The sequence below is a fragment of the Kribbella sp. NPDC048915 genome, from assembly GCF_040649595.1.
Classification (GTDB): Bacteria; Actinomycetota; Actinomycetes; order Propionibacteriales; family Kribbellaceae; genus Kribbella.
Window position 1 is genome coordinate 54,296 of sequence record NZ_JBEZFT010000023.1, and the last position, 18,151, is coordinate 72,446.

Annotated in this window: 18 protein-coding genes; 4 read left to right on the plus strand and 14 right to left on the minus strand. The window is 69.8% G+C overall.

Annotated elements, in window-relative coordinates; all coding sequences use genetic code 11:
• Window positions 1-7: 7 nt before the first annotated feature.
• Window positions 8-1,039 carry an EamA family transporter gene (locus AB0B82_RS15035; RefSeq protein ID WP_360167324.1) on the minus strand — a complete coding sequence of 344 codons (1,032 nt, stop codon included), beginning with the start codon at window positions 1,037-1,039 and terminating at the stop codon, window positions 8-10.
• Between the two features lie 69 nt (window positions 1,040-1,108).
• Here AB0B82_RS15035 and AB0B82_RS15040 point away from each other — a divergent pair, with 69 nt between their 5' ends.
• Complete coding sequence (locus tag AB0B82_RS15040; RefSeq protein WP_360167327.1) at window positions 1,109-1,960, plus strand: LysR family transcriptional regulator; 852 nt, start codon at window positions 1,109-1,111, stop codon at window positions 1,958-1,960.
• A gap of 123 nt (window positions 1,961-2,083) precedes the next feature.
• On the opposite strand, the gene pyrF is transcribed toward AB0B82_RS15040, so the two are convergent.
• Genes pyrF through pyrR form a run of 8 tightly spaced genes read right to left on the minus strand, consistent with a single transcriptional unit; the run spans window position 2,084 to window position 11,741 of the window.
• Window positions 2,084-2,926: an orotidine-5'-phosphate decarboxylase gene (gene pyrF, locus AB0B82_RS15045; protein ID WP_360167330.1), complete on the minus strand. Its 843-nt coding sequence runs from the start codon at window positions 2,924-2,926 to the stop codon at window positions 2,084-2,086.
• Window positions 2,923-3,972 carry a quinone-dependent dihydroorotate dehydrogenase gene (locus AB0B82_RS15050; protein ID WP_360167333.1) on the minus strand — a complete coding sequence of 350 codons (1,050 nt, stop codon included), beginning with the start codon at window positions 3,970-3,972 and terminating at the stop codon, window positions 2,923-2,925. The genes pyrF and AB0B82_RS15050 overlap by 4 nt, the downstream gene beginning before the upstream one ends.
• Window positions 3,965-7,270 carry a carbamoyl-phosphate synthase large subunit gene (gene carB / locus AB0B82_RS15055; protein WP_360167336.1) on the minus strand — a complete coding sequence of 1,102 codons (3,306 nt, stop codon included), beginning with the start codon at window positions 7,268-7,270 and terminating at the stop codon, window positions 3,965-3,967. Before carB ends, AB0B82_RS15050 begins: the two co-directional genes overlap by 8 nt.
• Window positions 7,270-8,403, minus strand: coding sequence for a glutamine-hydrolyzing carbamoyl-phosphate synthase small subunit (gene carA, locus AB0B82_RS15060; RefSeq protein ID WP_360167339.1), 1,134 nt, complete (start codon window positions 8,401-8,403; stop codon window positions 7,270-7,272). Before carA ends, carB begins: the two co-directional genes overlap by 1 nt.
• The gene (locus tag AB0B82_RS15065) at window positions 8,400-8,891 is read right to left on the minus strand and encodes a hypothetical protein (protein WP_360167342.1); all 492 of its coding nucleotides are present in this window, start codon (window positions 8,889-8,891) and stop codon (window positions 8,400-8,402) included. Before AB0B82_RS15065 ends, carA begins: the two co-directional genes overlap by 4 nt.
• Entirely contained in the window at window positions 8,888-10,213 is a 1,326-nt protein-coding gene (locus AB0B82_RS15070; protein ID WP_360167345.1) for a dihydroorotase, read from the minus strand. Before AB0B82_RS15070 ends, AB0B82_RS15065 begins: the two co-directional genes overlap by 4 nt.
• Complete coding sequence (locus AB0B82_RS15075) at window positions 10,210-11,148, minus strand: aspartate carbamoyltransferase catalytic subunit (RefSeq protein ID WP_360167348.1); 939 nt, start codon at window positions 11,146-11,148, stop codon at window positions 10,210-10,212. Before AB0B82_RS15075 ends, AB0B82_RS15070 begins: the two co-directional genes overlap by 4 nt.
• On the minus strand, window positions 11,145-11,741 hold the full coding sequence (gene pyrR, locus AB0B82_RS15080) for a bifunctional pyr operon transcriptional regulator/uracil phosphoribosyltransferase PyrR (protein WP_360167351.1): 597 nt from the start codon (window positions 11,739-11,741) through the stop codon (window positions 11,145-11,147). Before pyrR ends, AB0B82_RS15075 begins: the two co-directional genes overlap by 4 nt.
• Before the next feature lie 205 nt (window positions 11,742-11,946).
• Here pyrR and AB0B82_RS15085 point away from each other — a divergent pair, with 205 nt between their 5' ends.
• The gene (locus AB0B82_RS15085) at window positions 11,947-12,468 is read left to right on the plus strand and encodes a transcriptional regulator (protein ID WP_360167354.1); all 522 of its coding nucleotides are present in this window, start codon (window positions 11,947-11,949) and stop codon (window positions 12,466-12,468) included.
• Between the two features lie 282 nt (window positions 12,469-12,750).
• On the opposite strand, the gene nusB is transcribed toward AB0B82_RS15085, so the two are convergent.
• Entirely contained in the window at window positions 12,751-13,161 is a 411-nt protein-coding gene (nusB, locus tag AB0B82_RS15090; protein WP_360167357.1) for a transcription antitermination factor NusB, read from the minus strand.
• Between the two features lie 33 nt (window positions 13,162-13,194).
• Window positions 13,195-13,758: an elongation factor P gene (efp, locus tag AB0B82_RS15095; protein WP_360167360.1), complete on the minus strand. Its 564-nt coding sequence runs from the start codon at window positions 13,756-13,758 to the stop codon at window positions 13,195-13,197.
• Window positions 13,759-13,893: 135 nt separating this feature from the next.
• On the opposite strand from efp, the gene AB0B82_RS15100 reads away from it, so the two are divergent.
• Window positions 13,894-14,766: a hypothetical protein gene (locus AB0B82_RS15100; RefSeq protein WP_360167363.1), complete on the plus strand. Its 873-nt coding sequence runs from the start codon at window positions 13,894-13,896 to the stop codon at window positions 14,764-14,766.
• On the opposite strand, the gene thiI is transcribed toward AB0B82_RS15100, so the two are convergent.
• Window positions 14,726-15,943 carry a tRNA uracil 4-sulfurtransferase ThiI gene (thiI, locus tag AB0B82_RS15105; protein ID WP_360167365.1) on the minus strand — a complete coding sequence of 406 codons (1,218 nt, stop codon included), beginning with the start codon at window positions 15,941-15,943 and terminating at the stop codon, window positions 14,726-14,728. The two genes, AB0B82_RS15100 and thiI, sit on opposite strands and share 41 nt — an antisense overlap.
• 179 nt (window positions 15,944-16,122) lie before the next feature.
• The gene (locus tag AB0B82_RS15110) at window positions 16,123-16,563 is read right to left on the minus strand and encodes an Hsp20/alpha crystallin family protein (RefSeq protein WP_360167427.1); all 441 of its coding nucleotides are present in this window, start codon (window positions 16,561-16,563) and stop codon (window positions 16,123-16,125) included.
• A gap of 393 nt (window positions 16,564-16,956) precedes the next feature.
• Between AB0B82_RS15110 and AB0B82_RS15115 the strand changes: the two genes are divergently transcribed.
• Window positions 16,957-17,433, plus strand: a complete 477-nt coding sequence (locus AB0B82_RS15115; protein ID WP_360167368.1) for a hypothetical protein — start codon at window positions 16,957-16,959, stop codon at window positions 17,431-17,433.
• An 11-nt stretch (window positions 17,434-17,444) separates the two neighbouring features.
• Here the strand turns inward: AB0B82_RS15115 and AB0B82_RS15120 are convergent, their stop codons facing one another.
• On the minus strand, window positions 17,445-18,134 hold the full coding sequence (locus tag AB0B82_RS15120; RefSeq protein ID WP_360167371.1) for a response regulator transcription factor: 690 nt from the start codon (window positions 18,132-18,134) through the stop codon (window positions 17,445-17,447).
• Window positions 18,135-18,151: the final 17 nt, after the last annotated feature.

An 18,151-nucleotide genomic window follows, 5' to 3' on the forward strand; every position in this document is an offset into this window, starting at 1 on the left:
TGTTCCTTCACTGTGTCGCGCGGGAAGTCTCTGGCTCCCCGTCCGCCGCAACCTTTCCGAACGCCGGGGTCACCGTGCGGTCCGGCGCGCCGTGAACAACATCGCACGGGCGGACTGGAACCGGGCTGTGATCTACCGCGTCACCCGGTTCCGCCACGCGGACCGCTTCAACCGCTTCAACCGCTCCGGCCGCTCCGGCCGCGCGCGGACCGCCGAAGGCCACTGCGACCGCGTTCGCCGCCACGATCACCAGAATCGCCGCCCAGTCGAGGATCCCGAGCCGCTGATCGAGGACGACGAGCCCGACCAGGGCCGCGAGCACCGGATTCACGCTCATGAACACCCCGAAGAACTGCGCCGGAACCCTTCGCAGCGTGAGCAGATCGACGAGGAACGGCACGGCGGACGACAGTACGCCGGCCGCCAGCGCGTACGACGCCGCGCCGAGTGTCGGCGGGTGATGCAGCAGAACCACCACACCGACCGGGACGTACGCGAGCCCCGACAGCGCGGCCGCCGCGGCCGAACCGGTTGCGCCCGGCAACTCGCGGCCGACCGTGCGGTTGAGCAGGATGTAGCACGCCCAACAGGTTGCCGCGAGCAACCCCAATGCGATGCCCACGTAATCCGTCGACGGCTGCGGCCGGGCCAGCAGGACGACCGCCGGCGCGGCGGCGACGGCGCAGAGCAGGTCAAGGACCCGGCGCGAGCCCAGCAGCGCGACGGCGAGCGGCCCCAGGAACTCGAGCGTGACGGCCAGGCCGAGGCCGACGCGGTCGATCGCCGTGTACAGGGACAGGTTCATCACCGCGAACACGACGGCGAGCCCGATCACCGGACGCCACTGGCGGGCCGTGATGGTCCGCAGCCGAGGGCGCCCGACCGCGAGCAGCACCAGCGCGGCGACCCACTGCCGGATCGCGACCACGCCCGCTGGACCGAGCACCGGGAACGCGAGGGCCGCCACCGACGCACCGATCTGCGTCGACAGTCCGCTCCCGAGCATCATCAGCACGCCGGTCGTTCGTTCTCGCCGCACGCTCACGAGCGTCCGCCGTCGGCCGCCGCGGGCAAAATGCATCGGGGCGCGGATCTATACGCTGGAGTCATGGATATCCGGCAGCTGCGATGCCTGGTGGAGATCGTGGACTCCGGGACGTTCACCGATGCCGCGATCGAGCTGGGGATCTCCCAGGCGGCCGTGTCCCGCAACCTGCTGGCGCTGGAACGCGAGCTCGGTGTGCGGCTGCTGCACCGCACCAGCCGGTCCGTGACCCCGACCGCCGACGGGGTTCGCGTGCTGGCCAGGGCGCGGCACATCCTCGCCGAGCTCGACGAACTGGTGAGCGAGGCCAGGAGCGGCCACACCCGGCTGCGGGTCGGTCACGCGTGGTCCGCGTTCGGCAGCCGCACCCGCGAGTTCCTGCGCCGCTGGGCCGCCGAGCACCCGGACGTCGAACTGCAACTGATCCGCACGAACACCGCGACCGGCGGCCTCGCGGAGGGGATGTGCGACCTCGCGGTCGTGCGCTCCCATGTCGACCTCGGCCGGTTCGCCCACGTCCTGCTCACCCAGGAACGCCGCTACTGCGCACTGCCCGCCGACGACCCGCTGGCTCGCAAACGCTCCCTGACGCTGAGCCAGCTCCGCGACCGCACCGTCGTCATCGACCGCCGCACCGGCAGCACCACGATCGACCTCTGGCCGGCCGACGCCCGGCCCGCGATCGAGCTCACTCACGACGTCGACGACTGGCTGGCCGCGATCTCCTCCGGCCGCTGCATCGGCCTCACCCCCCAGGCGACCACCACCCAATACCGCCGCGACGGCATCACCTACCGCCCCGTCCGCGACGCCCCGCCCGTCGACGTCCACCTCATCTGGCCCCGCGCCGACCCGCACCCCGCGGTGCAACCGGCCGTCCACCTGCTGACCACCCTCTACCGCGGGCCGAGCTGAGGGTGGGCGTGTGTCAGCTCGACAGGATGAGTCGGCTGTCCACGCCCAGCCGTCCGTCGGGCTGAGCGTGGACGATCAGGCGGTCACTGGACACGTCCTGTCCACCTGACACACCAACCACGATCAGTACCCCAGAACAGTCCGATAGCCCTCATTGGTTTCGGCTGCCGCGTCCTGCAAGGCCTTGGGGTCGGGGCCGGCGGCGAGGATCTCTCGGGAGCTGGAGGGGACGACGTTGCGGACCGCCGAGCCGAAGACCTTGGTCAGGCCCTCGGCGGTGCCGCCCTGGGCGCCGAGACCGGGGGCGAGGAGGGGTCCGTTGATGTCGAGGTTCTCGTCGGTCGGCTTGATGGTCGCACCCACGACCGCGCCGAAGGAGCCGAGCTCGTCAGCGTCGGCGTTCAGCTCGCGCAGGCCGTCGAGGACGGCACCGGCGACGGTCGAGCCGGCCGCGGTGCGGGCGGACTGGAACTGCGGGCCCTCCGGGTTCGAGGTGAGCGCCAGCACGAACAGCCCGGCGCCCGCCGCTCGCGCCTCGTCGATCGCCGGCTGCAGCGAGCCGAACCCGAGGTACGGGCTGACCGTCAGCGCATCGCACGCCAGCGGGCCCTTCTCGGCCAGGTACGCCGCCGCGTAACCCTCCATCGTCGTCCCGATGTCACCGCGCTTGGCGTCGATGATCACCAGCGCGCCGGCCTCCCGCAGCCGGATCGTGGCCTGCTCCAGGACCGCGATCCCCGCCGACCCGAACCGCTCGAAGAACGCCGACTGCGGCTTGAACACCGCGACCTGCTCGGCGAGCGCGTCGACCACGCCGTACGTGAACGACGCCAGGCCTTCCGCGGTGTCGGGCAGCCCCCAGGCGTCCAGAAGGTGCTGGTGCGGGTCGATCCCGACGCACAGCGGACCGCGGGTGTCCATCGCCGCCCGCAGCCGGGCGCCGAAAGGCTTCGGCTTGTTGCTCATGGCAAGCTCCTGTTGATCTGGCGGACCAGCCCCGGGCCGCGGTAAATCAAACCTGTGTAGACCTGGACGAGGCTCGCGCCGGCGTCGAACAGGCGGGTGGCGTCGGACGCTTCCAGGATGCCACCGACCCCGATGATCGGCAGCGCTCCCTGTGTCTCGGCGTGGATGTGAGCGACGACCTTGGCCGAGGTCTCCCCCAGCGGCCGGCCGGAGAGCCCACCGGTCTGCGACGCCAGCGGATGGTCGGCGAGGCCGGGACGGCCGATGGTCGTGTTGGTGGCGATGATCCCGGCGACCGACGTGTCCGTGCAGACCTGAAGCAGTTCGTCGATCGCCGACGTGGTCAGGTCCGGCGCGATCTTCACCAGGATCGGCTTCGGATCGAGTCCGCTGACAGTCAGCGCGGCCGCCTCGGTGCGCAACGCGGTGAGCAGTTCCCGCAGCTGCCCGGCATCCTGGAGCGACCGCAGCCCCGGCGTGTTCGGCGAGGACACGTTGACCGCGAAGTAGTCGCCGTACCGGTAGAGGCGGCGCAGCGAGGTCACGTAGTCCTCGACCGCCTCCGCCAGCGGGGTGATCTTCGACTTTCCGATCGAGATGCCGAGCGGGTAGCCGAGATCGCCGTACGCCGCGAGTCGTGCGGCCAGCGCCGCGCTGCCGAGGTTGTTGAAGCCCATCCGGTTGATGACGGCCTCGTGCTCGACGAGGCGGAACAGGCGCGGCTTCTCGTTGCCGGGCTGCGGATGCGCCGTGACCGTGCCGACCTCGACGAAGCCGAAGCCGAGTGCCCGCCACGCAGGCAGGGCGATTCCGTTCTTGTCCATGCCGGCGGCCAGGCCGACCGGCGACGGGAAGCGGACGCCGAACACCGTCCGGGGCGCGGCCGCCGCGCCGGACAGCCGGGCACCGGCGCGCGCGGCGCCGGGCACCCGGCCGAGCAGGCGGAGCGCCGCAAGCGTCTGCTCGTGGGCGACCTCGGCGTCCCCCTTGCCCAGCCGGTACAGCACCGGCCGGACGAAGCGCTCGTAGCCCGTGCGGTCAGACACCGCGGATCCTTGACACCCAGTCCTGCAGCGACCGTACGCCGATGTCGCCGGCTCGCTGCGCCTCGATGCCCTGGACCGCGGCCGCGAGCCCCTGGACGGTGGTGATGCACGGGATGTTCCGCGCCACCGCCGCGCTGCGAATCTCGTACCCGTCGATCCGCGGCGAGCCGCCCTGGGTGATGCCGATCGGCGTGTTGACGATCAGGTTCAGCTCACCGTCCTGGACCATCTGGACGATCGTCGGCTCACCGTTCGGGCCGGGACCCTGGCTGCTCTTGCGGACGGTAACCGCCTCGACGCCGTTGCGGCGCAGGACGTCGGCCGTGCCTTCGGTCGCGTAGACCTGGAAGCCCAGGTCGGCCAGCCGCTTGACCGGGAAGATCATGTGCCGCTTGTCCCGGTTCGCCACCGACACGAACACCTTGCCGGCACCCGGCAGCGGCTGCGACGCCCCCGCCTGCGACTTCGCGAACGCCGTACCGAACGTGTCGTCGATGCCCATCACCTCGCCGGTCGACTTCATCTCCGGCCCGAGCACGGTGTCGACCGAGGCGCCGTCGATGGTCCGGAACCGGTTGAACGGCATCACGGCTTCCTTCACCGCAATCGGCGTCGTCGGCGGCAGCGTGCCGCCGTCACCGGCGGCCGGCAGCATGCCCTCGGCGCGCAGTTCGGCGATCGTCGCGCCGAGCATCACTCGGGCCGCAGCCTTCGCCATCGGCGTCGCGGTCGCCTTCGACACGAACGGCACGGTCCGGGACGCGCGCGGGTTGGCCTCAAGCACGTACAGCACGTCACCGGCCAGCGCGTACTGCACGTTCAGCAGGCCGCGGACGCCGACGCCGCGGGCGATCGCCTCGGTCGATCGGCGGATGTTCTCGATGTCGGCGTTCCCGAGCGTGATCGGGGGCAGCGCGCAGGACGAGTCGCCCGAGTGCACACCGGCCTCCTCGATGTGCTCCATCACGCCGCCGAGGAACAGCTCGTTGCCGTCGAACAGACCGTCGACGTCGATCTCGACCGCGTCGTCCAGGAAGCGGTCGATCAGCACCGGGTGCTCCCACGACGTCGTCCCGGCGCTCAGCCGATCCAGTGCCGCGGTCAGTTCGTCGGAGCTGTAGACGATCTCCATCCCGCGGCCGCCGAGCACGTACGACGGCCGGACGAGGACCGGGAACCCGATCTCCTCCGCGACGCGGTGCGCCTCGGCGGCCGACAGCGCCGTACCGTGCTTCGGCGCCGGCAGTTTCGCGTCCGCGAGCACCTTGCCGAACGCACCCCGCTCCTCGGCCAGGTGGATCGCCTCGGGCGAGGTCCCGACGATCGGTACGCCGGCGTCCGCGAGCCGCTGCGCCAGACCGAGCGGCGTCTGACCGCCGAGCTGGACGATCACGCCCGCCACCGGTCCGGCCTGCAGCTCGGCGTACACGATCTCGAGCACGTCCTCGCAGGTGAGCGGCTCGAAGTACAGCCGGTCGGAGGTGTCGTAGTCGGTCGAGACCGTCTCCGGGTTGCAGTTCACCATCACGGTGCAGTAGCCGGCGTCGCGCAGCGCCATCGACGCGTGCACACAGGAGTAGTCGAACTCGATGCCCTGCCCGATCCGGTTCGGCCCGGAGCCGAGGATCAGCACGGCCGGCTCGGTCCGCGGCGCGACCTCGGTCTCCTCGTCGTACGACGAGTAGTGGTACGGCGTCTCCGCCGCGAACTCGGCCGCGCAGGTGTCGACGGTCTTGAACACCGGCCGGATGCCGAGCGCCTGCCGGACGCCGCGAACGACGTCCTCGGTGAGCCCGCGGATCTCGGCGAGCTGCAGGTCCGAGAACCCGTGCCGCTTGGCCAGCTTGATCACCTCGGGCGTCAGCCGCGGCGCGGCCGCGACCTGCAGCGCGGTCTCGTGGATCAAGTACAGCTGGTCCACGAACCACGGGTCGATCTTGGTCGCGTCGAAGATCTGCTCCGGCGTCGCACCGGCGCGGATCGCGTCCATGACCGTGCGCAGCCGGCCGTCGTGCGGCGTCCGGACCGCCTCGAGCAGCGGCTCCAGATCGGTCGCGGGCTGACCGGCCCAGGAGAACCGCGCCTCCGGCTTCTCCAGCGACCGCAGCGCCTTCTGCAGCGCCTCGGTGTAGTTGCGGCCGATCGCCATCGCCTCACCGACGCTCTTCATGTGCGTGGTCAGCCGGGCGTCCGCCGCCGGGAACTTCTCGAACGCGAACCGCGGCACCTTCACCACCACGTAGTCCAGCGTCGGCTCGAAGCTCGCCGGGGTCTGCTTGGTGATGTCGTTCGGGATCTCGTCCAGGGTGTAGCCGATCGCGACCTTCGCGGCGATCTTCGCGATCGGGAACCCGGTCGCCTTCGACGCCAGCGCCGACGAGCGGGACACCCGCGGGTTCATCTCGATCACGATCAACCGGCCGTCCACCGGGTTCACCGCGAACTGGATGTTGCAGCCGCCGGTATCGACGCCGACCTCACGGATGATGCCGATCGCCAGGTCCCGCATCACCTGGTACTCACGGTCGGTCAGCGTCATCGCCGGTGCCACCGTCACCGAGTCGCCGGTGTGCACGCCCATCGGGTCGACGTTCTCGATCGAGCAGATGATCACGACGTTGTCGGCCTTGTCGCGCATCACCTCCAGCTCGTACTCCTTCCAGCCGAGGATCGACTCCTCGATCAGGACCTCGGTGGTCGGCGAGGCGTGCAGGCCGGCACCGGCGATCCGGCGCAGGTCGGCCTCGTCGTAGGCCATTCCGGACCCGACGCCGCCCATCGTGAACGAGGGCCGGATCACCAGCGGGTAGCCGAGTTCGTCGGCCGCGCCGAGCACGTCGTCGATCGAGTGGCAGATCCGCGACCGCGCCACCTCGGCGCCGAGCTTCTCGACGATCTGCTTGAACGACTCCCGGTTCTCACCGCGCTGGATCGCGTCGACCGACGCGCCGATCAGCTCGACGCCGTACTTGTCCAGCACGCCGTTGTCGTGCAGGGCGATCGCCGCGTTCAGCGCGGTCTGGCCGCCGAGGGTGGCGAGCAGCGCGTTCGGGCGCTCCTTCTCGATCACCTTCTCGACGTACTCCGGGGTGATTGGCTCGACGTACGTCGCGTCGGCGAACTCCGGGTCGGTCATGATCGTCGCCGGGTTGGAGTTCACCAGGACGACCCGGAAGCCCTCCTCCTTGAGCACCCGGCACGCCTGCGTCCCGGAGTAGTCGAACTCGCAGGCCTGGCCGATCACGATCGGGCCGGAGCCGATCACCAGGACCGAGTCGATGTCTGTCCTGCGCGGCATCAGTTCCGCCCTTCCATCAGCTCTACGAAGCGGTCGAACAGGTACGCCGAGTCGTGCGGACCCGCCGCCGCCTCCGGGTGGTACTGCACGGAGAACGCGAGCACCCGGCCGTCCTTGCCGGTCAGCCGGAGCCCTTCGACCACGTTGTCGTTCAGCGAGACGTGCGACACCTCGGCGGTGCCGTACGGCGTCTCGACCGTCTCCTCGATCGGTGCGTCCACGGCGAACCCGTGGTTCTGCGCGGTGATCTCGACCTTGCCGGTGGCCCGGTCGAGCACCGGCTGGTTGATGCCGCGGTGCCCGTACTTGAGCTTGAACGTGCCGAGGCCGAGCGCGCGCCCGAACACCTGGTTGCCGAAGCAGATCCCGAAGTACGGCTTGTTCCGGTCGAGCAGCTGCTTGAGCAGCGTCGTCGGGTGCTCGGTGGTCTCCGGGTCGCCCGGGCCGTTGCTCATGAAGATGCCGTCCGGGTTCGCCGCGAGCACCTGCTCGAGCGTCGCGGTGGCCGGCATCACGTGCACCTCGATGCCGCGCTCGGCCATCCGCTTCGGCGTCATCGTCTTGATCCCGAGGTCGAGCGCGACCACGGTGAACCGCTTCTCGCCCTCGGCCGGTACGACGTACGGCTCGAACGTGGTCACCTCGGAGGCGAGGTCCGCGCCGACCATCGGCGGCTGCTCGAGCACCTTCGCCAGCAGCTCGTCCGGGTCCAGGATCTCGGTGGAGATGCCGGCCCGCATGGCGCCGCGCTCGCGCAGGTGGCGGGTCAGCGCGCGGGTGTCGATACCGGAGATCCCGACGATGCCCTGGCCCTTCAGTTGCTCGTCGAGCGAGCGCTTGGCGCGCCAGTTCGACGGGACGCGGGCCGGGTCGCGGACGACGTACCCGGCGACCCAGATCTTCTGCGACTCGTCGTCCTCGTCGTTGACGCCGGTGTTGCCGATGTGCGGTGCCGTCTGGGTGACGATCTGGCGGTGGTACGACGGGTCGGTCAAGGTCTCCTGGTACCCGGTCATCCCCGTGGTGAAGACCGCCTCGCCGAAGGTGGATCCGGTCGCCCCGTAGGACGTACCGGCGAACGACCGGCCGTCCTCGAGGACCAGCAGCGCCTTCTGCTGGGCAGGCTGGCTCATGATGCTCCGATCAAGGTCGAGATGGATGCGGTCAGGGCGGCGGTGTCGGCCTTGCGCCGCGGCCGGAACCCGGTGTCGAGCTCACGGCCGTCGTGCGACCAGGTGACCACGACCAGGCCGGACTTCTCCGCGGTCACCTTGCCGGCGATGCCACGGTCGGTCCGGACTCCGGTCAGCCGGTCGGCGGGGATGAACACATCCGCCGCGCCCTGCCGGTGGAAGATCAGGCCGGCGTCGGTGACGGCCAGGTCCGCGGCGGCGCGGACGCCCAGTTCGTGCACGGCGATCCGGTCCATCCAGTCGCCGGCGCTCGTCGTGGCGACGTACACGCCTTCCACACCGCGGGTGGTGGTGTCCTCGGCCGGAGCCGGCGGCAACGGCGCCAGCTCGGCCTGCCGGGACTGGCGGTTCCGCCAGCCCCGGTACATGCCGTAATACCCCGCCGCAATCACCAGCAGCGTGCCGGCAATGCCCAAGAAAGCCTTCACTGGGTTGAATTCCTTCCCCGCCCCACCGCCCCGGTCGCCAACTCACCGTCCAGGACGGTCGGCTTCCCGCGCAGGAACGTCGCGACGACCTTGCCGGGCAGCGTCATCCCGTCGAACGGCGTGTTCCGCGACAGCGACACCGACTCCTCCGGTACGACGGTGCGCTCGACGCGCGGGTCGTACAGCACGATGTTCGCGGGCGCACCCGCCTCGAGCGGACGTCCGTGGTCGGCGGCCTGACCGATCGCGGCCGGCCGGTAGCTCATCCGGTCGGCGACATCGGCCCAGGTGAGCAGCTTGGTGTCGATCATCGCGTGCTGGACGACGCTGAGCGCGGTCTCCAGGCCGGTCATGCCGAACGCGGCCGCGCTCCACTCGCAGTCCTTGTCCTCGACCGGGTGCGGCGCGTGGTCGGTGGCGACGATGTCGATCGTGCCGTCGGCCAGCCCTTCCCGGACCGCCTCGACGTCCTCCTTGGTGCGCAGCGGCGGGTTCACCTTGTACACCGGGTTGTAGGAGGCGGCCAGATCCTCGGTCAGCAGCAGGTGGTGCGGGGTGACCTCGGCGGTCACCTCGAGCCCGCGGCGCTTGGCAGCGCGGACGATCTCCACCGAGCCCTTCGTGGACAGGTGGCAGATGTGCAGCTTCGACCCGACGTGGGCGTTCAGCAGGATGTCGCGGGCGATGATCGCCTCCTCGGCGACACTCGGCCAGCCGGTCAGCCCGAGGACCCCGGACAGTGCGCCCTCGTTCATCTGCGCGCCCTGCGTGAGCCGCGGCTCCTGCGCGTGCTGGGCGATCACGCCGTCGAACGCCTTCACGTACTCGAGCGCGCGGCGCATCAGCGCGGCGTCCCAGACACAGTCGCCGTCGTCGGAGAAGACCCGGACCCGGGCGGCGGAGTCCGCCATCGCGCCGAGCTCCGCGAGCTGCGTGCCCTTGCGGCCCACGGTGACAGCGCCGATCGGATAGACGTCCGCGTACCCGGCGTCGCGGCCGAGGCGCCAGACCTGCTCGACCACACCGGCGGTGTCGGCGACCGGGTCGGTGTTGGCCATCGCGAACACCGCGGTGAAACCGCCCTTGGCGGCCGCACGGGTGCCGCTGAAGACGGTCTCGGCGTCCTCACGGCCGGGCTCGCGCAGGTGCGTGTGCAGGTCGACCAGGCCGGGCAGCGCGACCAGACCGGCGGCGTCGATCGTGACGGCGCCGGCCGGCGCCTCCAGGTCGGTGCCGACGGCAACGATCTCGCCGTTGTCGACCAGCAGGTCCGCCACCTCACCGCCAACAATGCGCGCGCCGGTGATCAGGTAAGCGGTCATGCCGAAGTCTCCTCGGTCTCGTTGGTTCCGGACAGCAGCAGGTACAGGACGGCCATCCGGATCGCGACGCCGTTGGTGACCTGTTCGACGATCACCGAGCGGGTCGAGTCGGCGACCTCGGCGCTGATCTCCATCCCGCGGTTCATCGGTCCGGGGTGCAGCACGATCGCCTCGTCGGGCAGCTGCGCCATCCGGTTCTTGTCCAGGCCGTAGCGCCTGGTGTACTCGCGGGCGCTCGGGAAGAACGCGTCGTGCATCCGCTCGCGCTGCACCCGCAGCATCATCACGGCGTCGCTCTTCGGCAGCACCGCGTCGAAGTCGTACGACGTGAGGCACGGCCAGGTGCTCATGTCGACCGGGAGCAAGGTCGGCGGGGCGACCACGGTGACCTCGGCGCCGAGGGTCGACAGCAGCAGCACGTTCGACCGGGCGACCCGCGAGTGCAGGACGTCACCGACGATCGTGATCCGGCGACCGTCCAGCGACCCGAGGTGGCGGCGCATCGTGAACGCGTCCAGCAGCGCCTGGGTCGGGTGCTCGTGGGTGCCGTCGCCGGCGTTCACCACCGAGCCGGTCATCCAGCCCGAGGTCGCCAGCAGGTGCGGCGCACCCGAGGAGCCGTGCCGGCAGACAACCCCGTCCGCGCCCATCGCCTGAAGCGTCAGCGCGGTGTCCTTCAGGCTCTCGCCCTTGCTCAGGCTCGATCCCTTGGCGGAGAAGTTGATCACGTCCGCGGACAGCCGCTTGGCCGCCGCCTCGAACGAGATCCGCGTCCGGGTGGAGTCCTCGAAGAACAGGTTCACCACGGTCCGTCCGCGCAGCGCCGGCAGCTTCTTGATCGGCCGGTCGGCGAGTGACCGCATCTCTTCGGCGGTGTCGAGAATCAGCTGTGCCTCGTCCCGGCTCAGGTCGCCCGCGCTCAGCAGGTGCTTCATGCCCGCTCCCCCTCGTCCGCGATCAGCACGGCGTCCTCGCCGTCGAACTCGTCCAGATGGACGGTCACCCGCTCAACCAGCGAGGTCGGCAGGTTCTTCCCCACGTAGTCGGCGCGGATCGGCAGCTCGCGGTGGCCACGGTCGACCAGCACCGCGAGCTGGACGGCCCGCGGCCGGCCGAGATCGCCGAGTGCGTCGAGGGCCGCGCGGATGGTGCGCCCGGAGAACAGCACGTCGTCGACGAGGACGACGACCTTGCCCTCGACACCGTCGGCCGGGATGTCGGTGTGCTCGAGCCCGCGCGGCGGTTTGAGGCCGATGTCGTCGCGGTACATGGTCACGTCGAGTGACCCTGTCGGCACGCTCTGCCCCTCGACGGCCTGGATGCGGGCCGAGATACGGCGTGCCAGCGGGACGCCGCGGCGCGGGATGCCGAGCAGCACGACCGGGTCGGCACCGCGGTTGCGCTCGAGGATCTCGTGGGCGATCCGGGTCAGTGCCCGGGAAATGTCGGAAGCGTCGAGGACCTCGCGGGTGTTGCGTTTCGGCGGCTGCGAGGCCTGGTGGTGCGCTGCTCTCTGGGCAGGGCTCATCGCTACCGTTCCTCCTTTCCCGCCTCTCTGGACGGGTCTTTAAAGGACGTTCGGACCGCTTGACATGGTATCGGATGTGACACGCCGTCTTGACGCTGGCCTTCGCCCCGGAATATTGTTACTCTGTGTAACCGAGGGGGGTTCACCTTTACCGGCCCGTACAACGGACCGGGACATGACGAACTAGTCGGAGGGAAGAACCAGCGTGCCTAGCGAATACGCGAAGACACTGGGTGGCAAGTTGCGCGCCATCCGCCAGCAGCAAGGACTGTCGCTGCACGGCGTGGAAGAGAAGTCCAAGGGTCGCTGGAAGGCGGTCGTCGTCGGCTCGTACGAGCGCGGCGATCGAGCCGTCACGGTCCAGAAGCTCGCGGAGCTCGCCGATTTCTACGGCGTGCCGATCCGTGAGCTGCTCCCTGGGTCCGCCAGCGCGGCCGCCGCGGCAGCCGCTCCGCCCAAGCTGATCCTCGACCTCGAGGCGCTCCAGCACCTCGACGCCAGCGAGGCCGGTCCGCTCACGCGGTACGCCGCCACGATCCAGGCTCAGCGCGGGGACTACAACGGCAAGGTGCTGTCGATCCGTCAGGACGACATGCGCACGCTCGCGGTCATCTACGACGAGTCGCCGACCACGCTCACCGAGCGCTTCATCTCCTGGGGTGTGCTGAACCCGGAGGCGAAGGGTGAGGTCGAGGAGTCGACGTCGTCCGAGGCCGCCGGCGCCTGACGCCACGCAGTACTGCTGAAACACACTGCTGACAGGTAGTGCGGTAGGCACCAGACGGTCGGGGCTTGTAGCAGCTGGCCCGCGGCCGCCCGCCTCCCACTGCTGACCATCACTTCCAGCACACCGAGACAACCAGCACCACCAAGCGGCAGGGGTTCCACCTCACCCCGGCCGCAGACGGGGACGCATCGGCGGCCCGGGACCGTACCGAGACGGTTGCCGGGCCTGACACCACGACGAGGGCTCGCCCCCCTCGCTTCCCTGCGGCGCGCCGGATCGGCGTCAGACGCCCAGGGTGGGCTTGAGCTGCAGCAGTCTCGCCAGCAGCCCGTTCACGAACGTCGGCGATTCGTCCGTCGACAGGTCCCGCGCCAGCGCGACCGCTTCGCTCACCGCGACCACATCCGGCACCTGGTCGTCGTACAGCAGCTCGTAGGCGCCGATCCGCAGGATGTTCCGGTCGACCGCCGGCATCCGGTCCAGCGTCCAGCCCACCGAGTGGGTCTCGAGCAGATCGTCGATCTGCTCGATGTGTTTCGCGACCCCTTCGACGAGCGACACGGTGAACTCGTTCACCGGCGGGTCGTTGTCGGCCACCCGGTCGGCCAGGGTGCCGCCGACCGGCAGCCCCCTGACCTCCGACTCGAACAACACGTCGAGCGCGCGTTTACGTGCCTTGCTCCGGGCAGACATCTGCTGTTGTCGCTTCTCTCCGGCTCGGGGCGATCAGGAGGTGACGCGGCCGAGGTAGTCCCCGGTCCGGGTGTCCACCTTGACCTTCTCGCCCGTGGTCAGGAACAGCGGGACCTGGATGGTGTACCCCGTCTCCAGCTTCGCCGGCTTCGTGCCACCGGTCGACCGGTCACCCTGCAGGCCCGGCTCGGTGTACTCGACGACGAGCTCGACCGAGGCCGGGAGCTCGACATACAGCGGGAGGTCGTCGTGCACCGCGACGATCGCGTCCTGGTTCTCGAGCAGGAAGTGGGCGGCGTCACCGACCACGTCGGGCTGGATCTGGAGCTGGTCGTACGTCGACTTGTCCATGAACACGTACGACGAACCGTCGTTGTACAGGTAGGTCATGTCGCGCTTGTCGACCGTGGCCACGTCGACCTTGACGTCGGCGTTGAAGGTCTTGTCGACCACCTTGCCGGACAGCACGTTCTTCAGCTTGGTCCGGACGACGGCGCCGCCCTTGCCCGGCTTGTGATGCTGGAACCAGACGACGGACCACAGCTGCCCGTCCAGGTCGAGCACCATGCCGTTCTTGAGGTCGTTCGTCGTTGCCACGCGGATATGCCCTTCGAATTGATCTGAGGTAACACGTGATTGTAGCGGCCGGAGGCGTGATCCTCCGATTCCGCGGACCTCGGCGGCCTTAGGCTGGGCGTTCAGACCTTCTCCCCAGGTGCCAGGAGGCCGGCGATGACGGGGTTCGTGATCTTCGTCGTGGTGATGATCGTGGTCAGCTTGATCAGCAAGGCGAAGCAGCAGGCCAACCAGAACGGCGGCCGCTCGAGCGCGCGGATGCAGGCCCTCGTCGAGCGGCTCCAGGCGCAGCAGGCGGGTTCGCAGCCGGCGCAGTTCCAGGGCCAGTTCACCCAGCCGGCCGGGCAGCCCGGCGTCGCTCCAGGCCAGCCGGGCGGGCCGGGCATCTTCCCGGTCCAGACCGGTCCGCAGGGCAGCCAGCAGGCGGCCGCGATGCTGCAGCAGCTCATGCAGAACGGCCGCCAGCCGCGTCGCCCCGACGAGCTCGCCTCGCCCGGGCAGCCGCAGTACACGCCGGAGCCGTTCTATCCGGGCCAATACAACCCGGCGCCGTACAACCAGGGCCAGTACCCGCCGCCGGCGCATCGGCCGCCGCAGAACAACCTCCCGCGGCCGACCCAGGACCTGGACGCGCAGGTGCGTGAATTGATGGCGGCGGGCAACGAGGTCGGCGCCATCCGGTTGCTGAGCGACGAGCGAGACCTGGGCATCCTCGAGGCGCAGAAGTACGCGCGTGAGCTGGTCACGCCGCAGGCGGCCCGCGGGCAGCAGGCCGACGTACCCGAGGACTCCGGTGACTGGGATGCCCTCGACCACACCGACACCGACGCCGACGCCGACGCCGACGAGGAGCGGTACGTCGGTTCGGCGGCGTTCGCGGAGTCGATCTTCAACCTCGACGACCGCGAGGAGAACGTCTGGGCGAGCGGCTGGGTCGACACCCCCGAGCCCGACGACCGTTCCGACATCGAGGAACTCTGGCAGACCGTCAGCAACCCGCCGCGGCCCACTCCTCCGGGCGCGCAGTAGCCGATCCCGCGGCGGCCGGGCTGAAGATCTGCGCCTTCGCGAGCAACGCGGGGACGAGGTTCCGGACGTCGATGCGGTCCTCGAGCACCTTGAGTTGCTCGTCGGTCGCGGCCGTCGCCGGGTACGGCGGCGTGAGCAGGCTGCAGCAGTCCTCATCGGGCAACGGCGCGATCTCCGCGGTCCCGATCCGGCGCGCCTCGGCGATGATCTCCGCCTTGTCCCAGCCGAGTAACGGCCGCAGCAACGGCAGCGTGGCGGCGTGTTCGACCGCCGCGAGGTTGCTGAGCGTCTGACTCGCGACTTGGCCGAGACTGTCACCGGTCACCAGCGCCTGCGCCCCGAGACGACGGGCGAGCGCGTCGGCGGTACGGATCATCAGCCTCCGCTGCGCGACCGTTTGCAGGCGTCCCGCGCCGGCCCGCGCGAGCTCCTGCTGCGCGGACCCGAGCGGTACGACGTGCAGCCGCGAATCCCCTTGAAATCGGCCGAGTTGGCGCAGGTGCCCGTACGCCTTGTACGCCGACGCGGGCCCGGTCAGCGGTGCGCCGGTGAAGTGGATGAACTCGCAGCGCAGCCCGCGGCGCATCGCGCGATACGCGGCGACCGGCGAGTCGAAGCCGCCGGACAGCAACACCATCGCGCGTCCGCTGCAGCCGACCGGAAGACCACCTTGACCGGGTTCGCGCAGGATCGACACGAACACCTCGGACCGGTCGACCTCGACGGCGATTTCGACGTCGGGATCATCCAGATCGACCGGCCAGCGGTACTCGGTCCGGACGCGATCACCGACGTACGCGGCGAGTTGCTTCGAGGTCAGTGGAAAGTCCTTGTCCCGCCGACGGGCGCGGACGGCGAACCGGCGCGGACCGCTGTGGTCACGCAGTAGCTCAACGGCCGCGGCGGCTGCGGCAGCAGGTCGTTTCGCGACTCGCACTGCGGGCTGTACGACGTTGATGCCCATCACGTACTGCGCCCGGTCCGCCAAGTCCTCCTTGGTGGCGTGGGCGGATCGCAGTACGAGCACGGAGTCGCGGCGGTCGAGGTCCACCGGGTCGGGCAGGTCGGCGACGGCTCGGCGGACGTTCCGGATCAGTTGGCGCTCGAACCGCCCGCGGTTGCGGCCCTTCAGCACGAGTTCGCCGTACTTGAGCAGCACGCAGTCCTGCTGGTTCACCGTTCCTCCTCGCCGGTCGCGACTGCGAGACGGTGATGCGGCCTCCCGCGCCGACTCTGCTGTCCCAGGAGGGACTGGCCGGCTCGGGTCATCGCCGGGTTGCTGGAAAGGGTGCGGGCGGGCGCCGCATCACCTGGTCAGGATCGCCGGGTCGGGATCACCGGATCACGACCGCCGGCTCAGGTGTCGAGCTGCTGGCGCTCGGAGCCGGACGTGATCGCGATCTTGCGCGGCTTCGCCCCCTCGACGATCGGGATCCGCAGGAACAGCACGCCGGCCTCGTAGTGGGCCTCGATCCGGTCCGCGTCCAGCGTGTCGCCGAGGAACAGCTGCCGCGAGAACACCCCAAGCGGACGCTCAGAGACCTGCAGCTGGGCGCCCTCGGCCAGTTCGGCCGGCCGGCGCTCGGCCTTCACGGTCAGCACGTTGCGCTCGATGTCCAGGTCGATCGCGTCCGGTGACACGCCGGGCAGGTCGAACGCGACGACGTACTGATCGCCGTCCCGATAGGCGTCCATCGGCATCGACTTCGGGTGTGACCACGTCCCCGAGGACTGGCTGCCGAAGAACTGCTGCACCAGCCGGTCGAACTCCCGGAACGGGTCCGTGCGCATCAACATCGTCACCTGCACCTCCTTCAGTTCCACGACTCATCGGGTGGTGGTGCCAATACGCACTTCCGGTATAGCATGTCATCGCATAGATGACAAGGAACCAAGTCATCCATCTGATGACGAGCCCAGCAGGTACGACGCCATGAACCATGCACCGACCCTGACTCGCACTCCGACGCACACGCCCACCCGCCCGGCGCCCCGCGTGATCCCGCGCGGCACGCACGCTCCGGAACCGGTCCAGGTCCTGATCGGCGGCCGCTGGATCTCGGCACGGGCGCACTCGTCACGCTTCAGCCGCCGCGGGCCGCAGACCCTGATCGACTGCAACGGCCGCCTGTTCTGGGTGAACTCGGCCCGCGTCCGTCACCTCGAGAAAGGGGAACAGCGAGGATCGGCATGACCGACGACAACGCGAACCTGATCGACTACGTCCTGCAGTACTGCGCGGTCGCACTGCTCGGGATCGCGGCCGTGTTCGACGCGCTCTACCTGATCACCACACCCGGCCGAATCGGACTCGCCGCGGCGTACAGCGCGCCGATCGTCGCAGCCGTGCTGGGCGGCATCGTGATCGCCGCGATCGACGGCGGCTGGCCGCGCCGGCTGCTCGGTCTCGCGAGTGCGGCGACCGTGGTCGCCGGCGTCACCAACATGGTGCTGGTGCTCGCTCTCGGCGGCATGCTGACCGTCGGGCCGCACGACTGGGGTCGCGGGATCCTGACCGTGCTGTTCAGCGGCGCCGCGCCTGTTCTCGCGGCGGTCTGCTGGTGGCTCCTCCGGCAGTTGTACCGCCCGGTCGAGCGCGTGCGCGAGCTGGTCGACGCTCAGATCAGCCCTTCTCGGATCAGCCCTTCTCGGATCAGCCCTTCTTAGATCAGGCCTTCTTAGATCAGGCCTTCGCGCAGCGCGTAGGCGACGGCGTGCGACCTGTTCCTGAGGTTCAGGCGGCTGGTGATGTCGTGCAGGACGTTCTTCACCGTCCGCTCGGAGTACGACAGTTCGCGAGCGATCTCCTGCGTATCCTTGCCGTCCGCAACAAGTCGCAGTACCTGCGTCTCCCGGTCCGAGAGGGTGGCGACCGCGTCTCCGCGGGCCGTGCGAGACGTCTGCCCGAGCAGCCGGCCGAGCAGGTCCGAAGGCAGGCTGTCGTCCTCCTCGGCGGCAGCCTGTACCAGCCGCACGATGCGGTCGGCAGTGGCCTCCGTACGTCGCAGTACGCCGGACACCCCCAGCTCGACCGCGGTCAGCAATGCCTCGTCGTCGATCGCGCTGCCGATCAGCACGACGCGGCAACCCCGCTGCGTCGCAGCGCGCAGGACGTGAACGGCTCCGGCGTCCAGCGACTCGACGGCGACCAACGCGACCACCGCAGGCGCAGTACGCCGCGACGCCGACCCCTGCACGCTCCGCAACGCGGTAGGCCGAGCCGAGAGGTCACGGTCGTCGATCAGACTGATCTCCGGACACTGCCGGAGCGCATGCACCAGCCCGAACTCCGACAGCGGGTCGAACGCTCGCACCCAGACCGGGATTCGGCGCTCGGCCTGTCGTGCTTCCAGATGGTGTGCGGTCATCGTCGTCACTCCCCCAA

Bases quoted from the DNA above. Each gene is read 5' to 3' on its own strand.
- pyrR (WP_360167351.1), bottom strand. From the start codon at position 11,741: ATGAGCCCTGCCCAGAGAGCAGCGCACCACCAGGCCTCGCAGCCGCCG.
- AB0B82_RS15040 (WP_360167327.1), top strand. From the start codon at position 1,109: ATGGATATCCGGCAGCTGCGATGCCTGGTGGAGATCGTGGACTCCGGG.
- AB0B82_RS15110 (WP_360167427.1), bottom strand. From the start codon at position 16,563: ATGTTGATGCGCACGGACCCGTTCCGGGAGTTCGACCGGCTGGTGCAG.
- AB0B82_RS15100 (WP_360167363.1), top strand. From the start codon at position 13,894: ATGACGGGGTTCGTGATCTTCGTCGTGGTGATGATCGTGGTCAGCTTG.
- AB0B82_RS15115 (WP_360167368.1), top strand. From the start codon at position 16,957: ATGACCGACGACAACGCGAACCTGATCGACTACGTCCTGCAGTACTGC.
- pyrF (WP_360167330.1), bottom strand. From the start codon at position 2,926: ATGAGCAACAAGCCGAAGCCTTTCGGCGCCCGGCTGCGGGCGGCGATG.
- AB0B82_RS15075 (WP_360167348.1), bottom strand. From the start codon at position 11,148: ATGAAGCACCTGCTGAGCGCGGGCGACCTGAGCCGGGACGAGGCACAG.
- AB0B82_RS15120 (WP_360167371.1), bottom strand. From the start codon at position 18,134: ATGACCGCACACCATCTGGAAGCACGACAGGCCGAGCGCCGAATCCCG.
- nusB (WP_360167357.1), bottom strand. From the start codon at position 13,161: ATGTCTGCCCGGAGCAAGGCACGTAAACGCGCGCTCGACGTGTTGTTC.
- carB (WP_360167336.1), bottom strand. From the start codon at position 7,270: ATGCCGCGCAGGACAGACATCGACTCGGTCCTGGTGATCGGCTCCGGC.
- carA (WP_360167339.1), bottom strand. From the start codon at position 8,403: ATGAGCCAGCCTGCCCAGCAGAAGGCGCTGCTGGTCCTCGAGGACGGC.
- AB0B82_RS15070 (WP_360167345.1), bottom strand. From the start codon at position 10,213: ATGACCGCTTACCTGATCACCGGCGCGCGCATTGTTGGCGGTGAGGTG.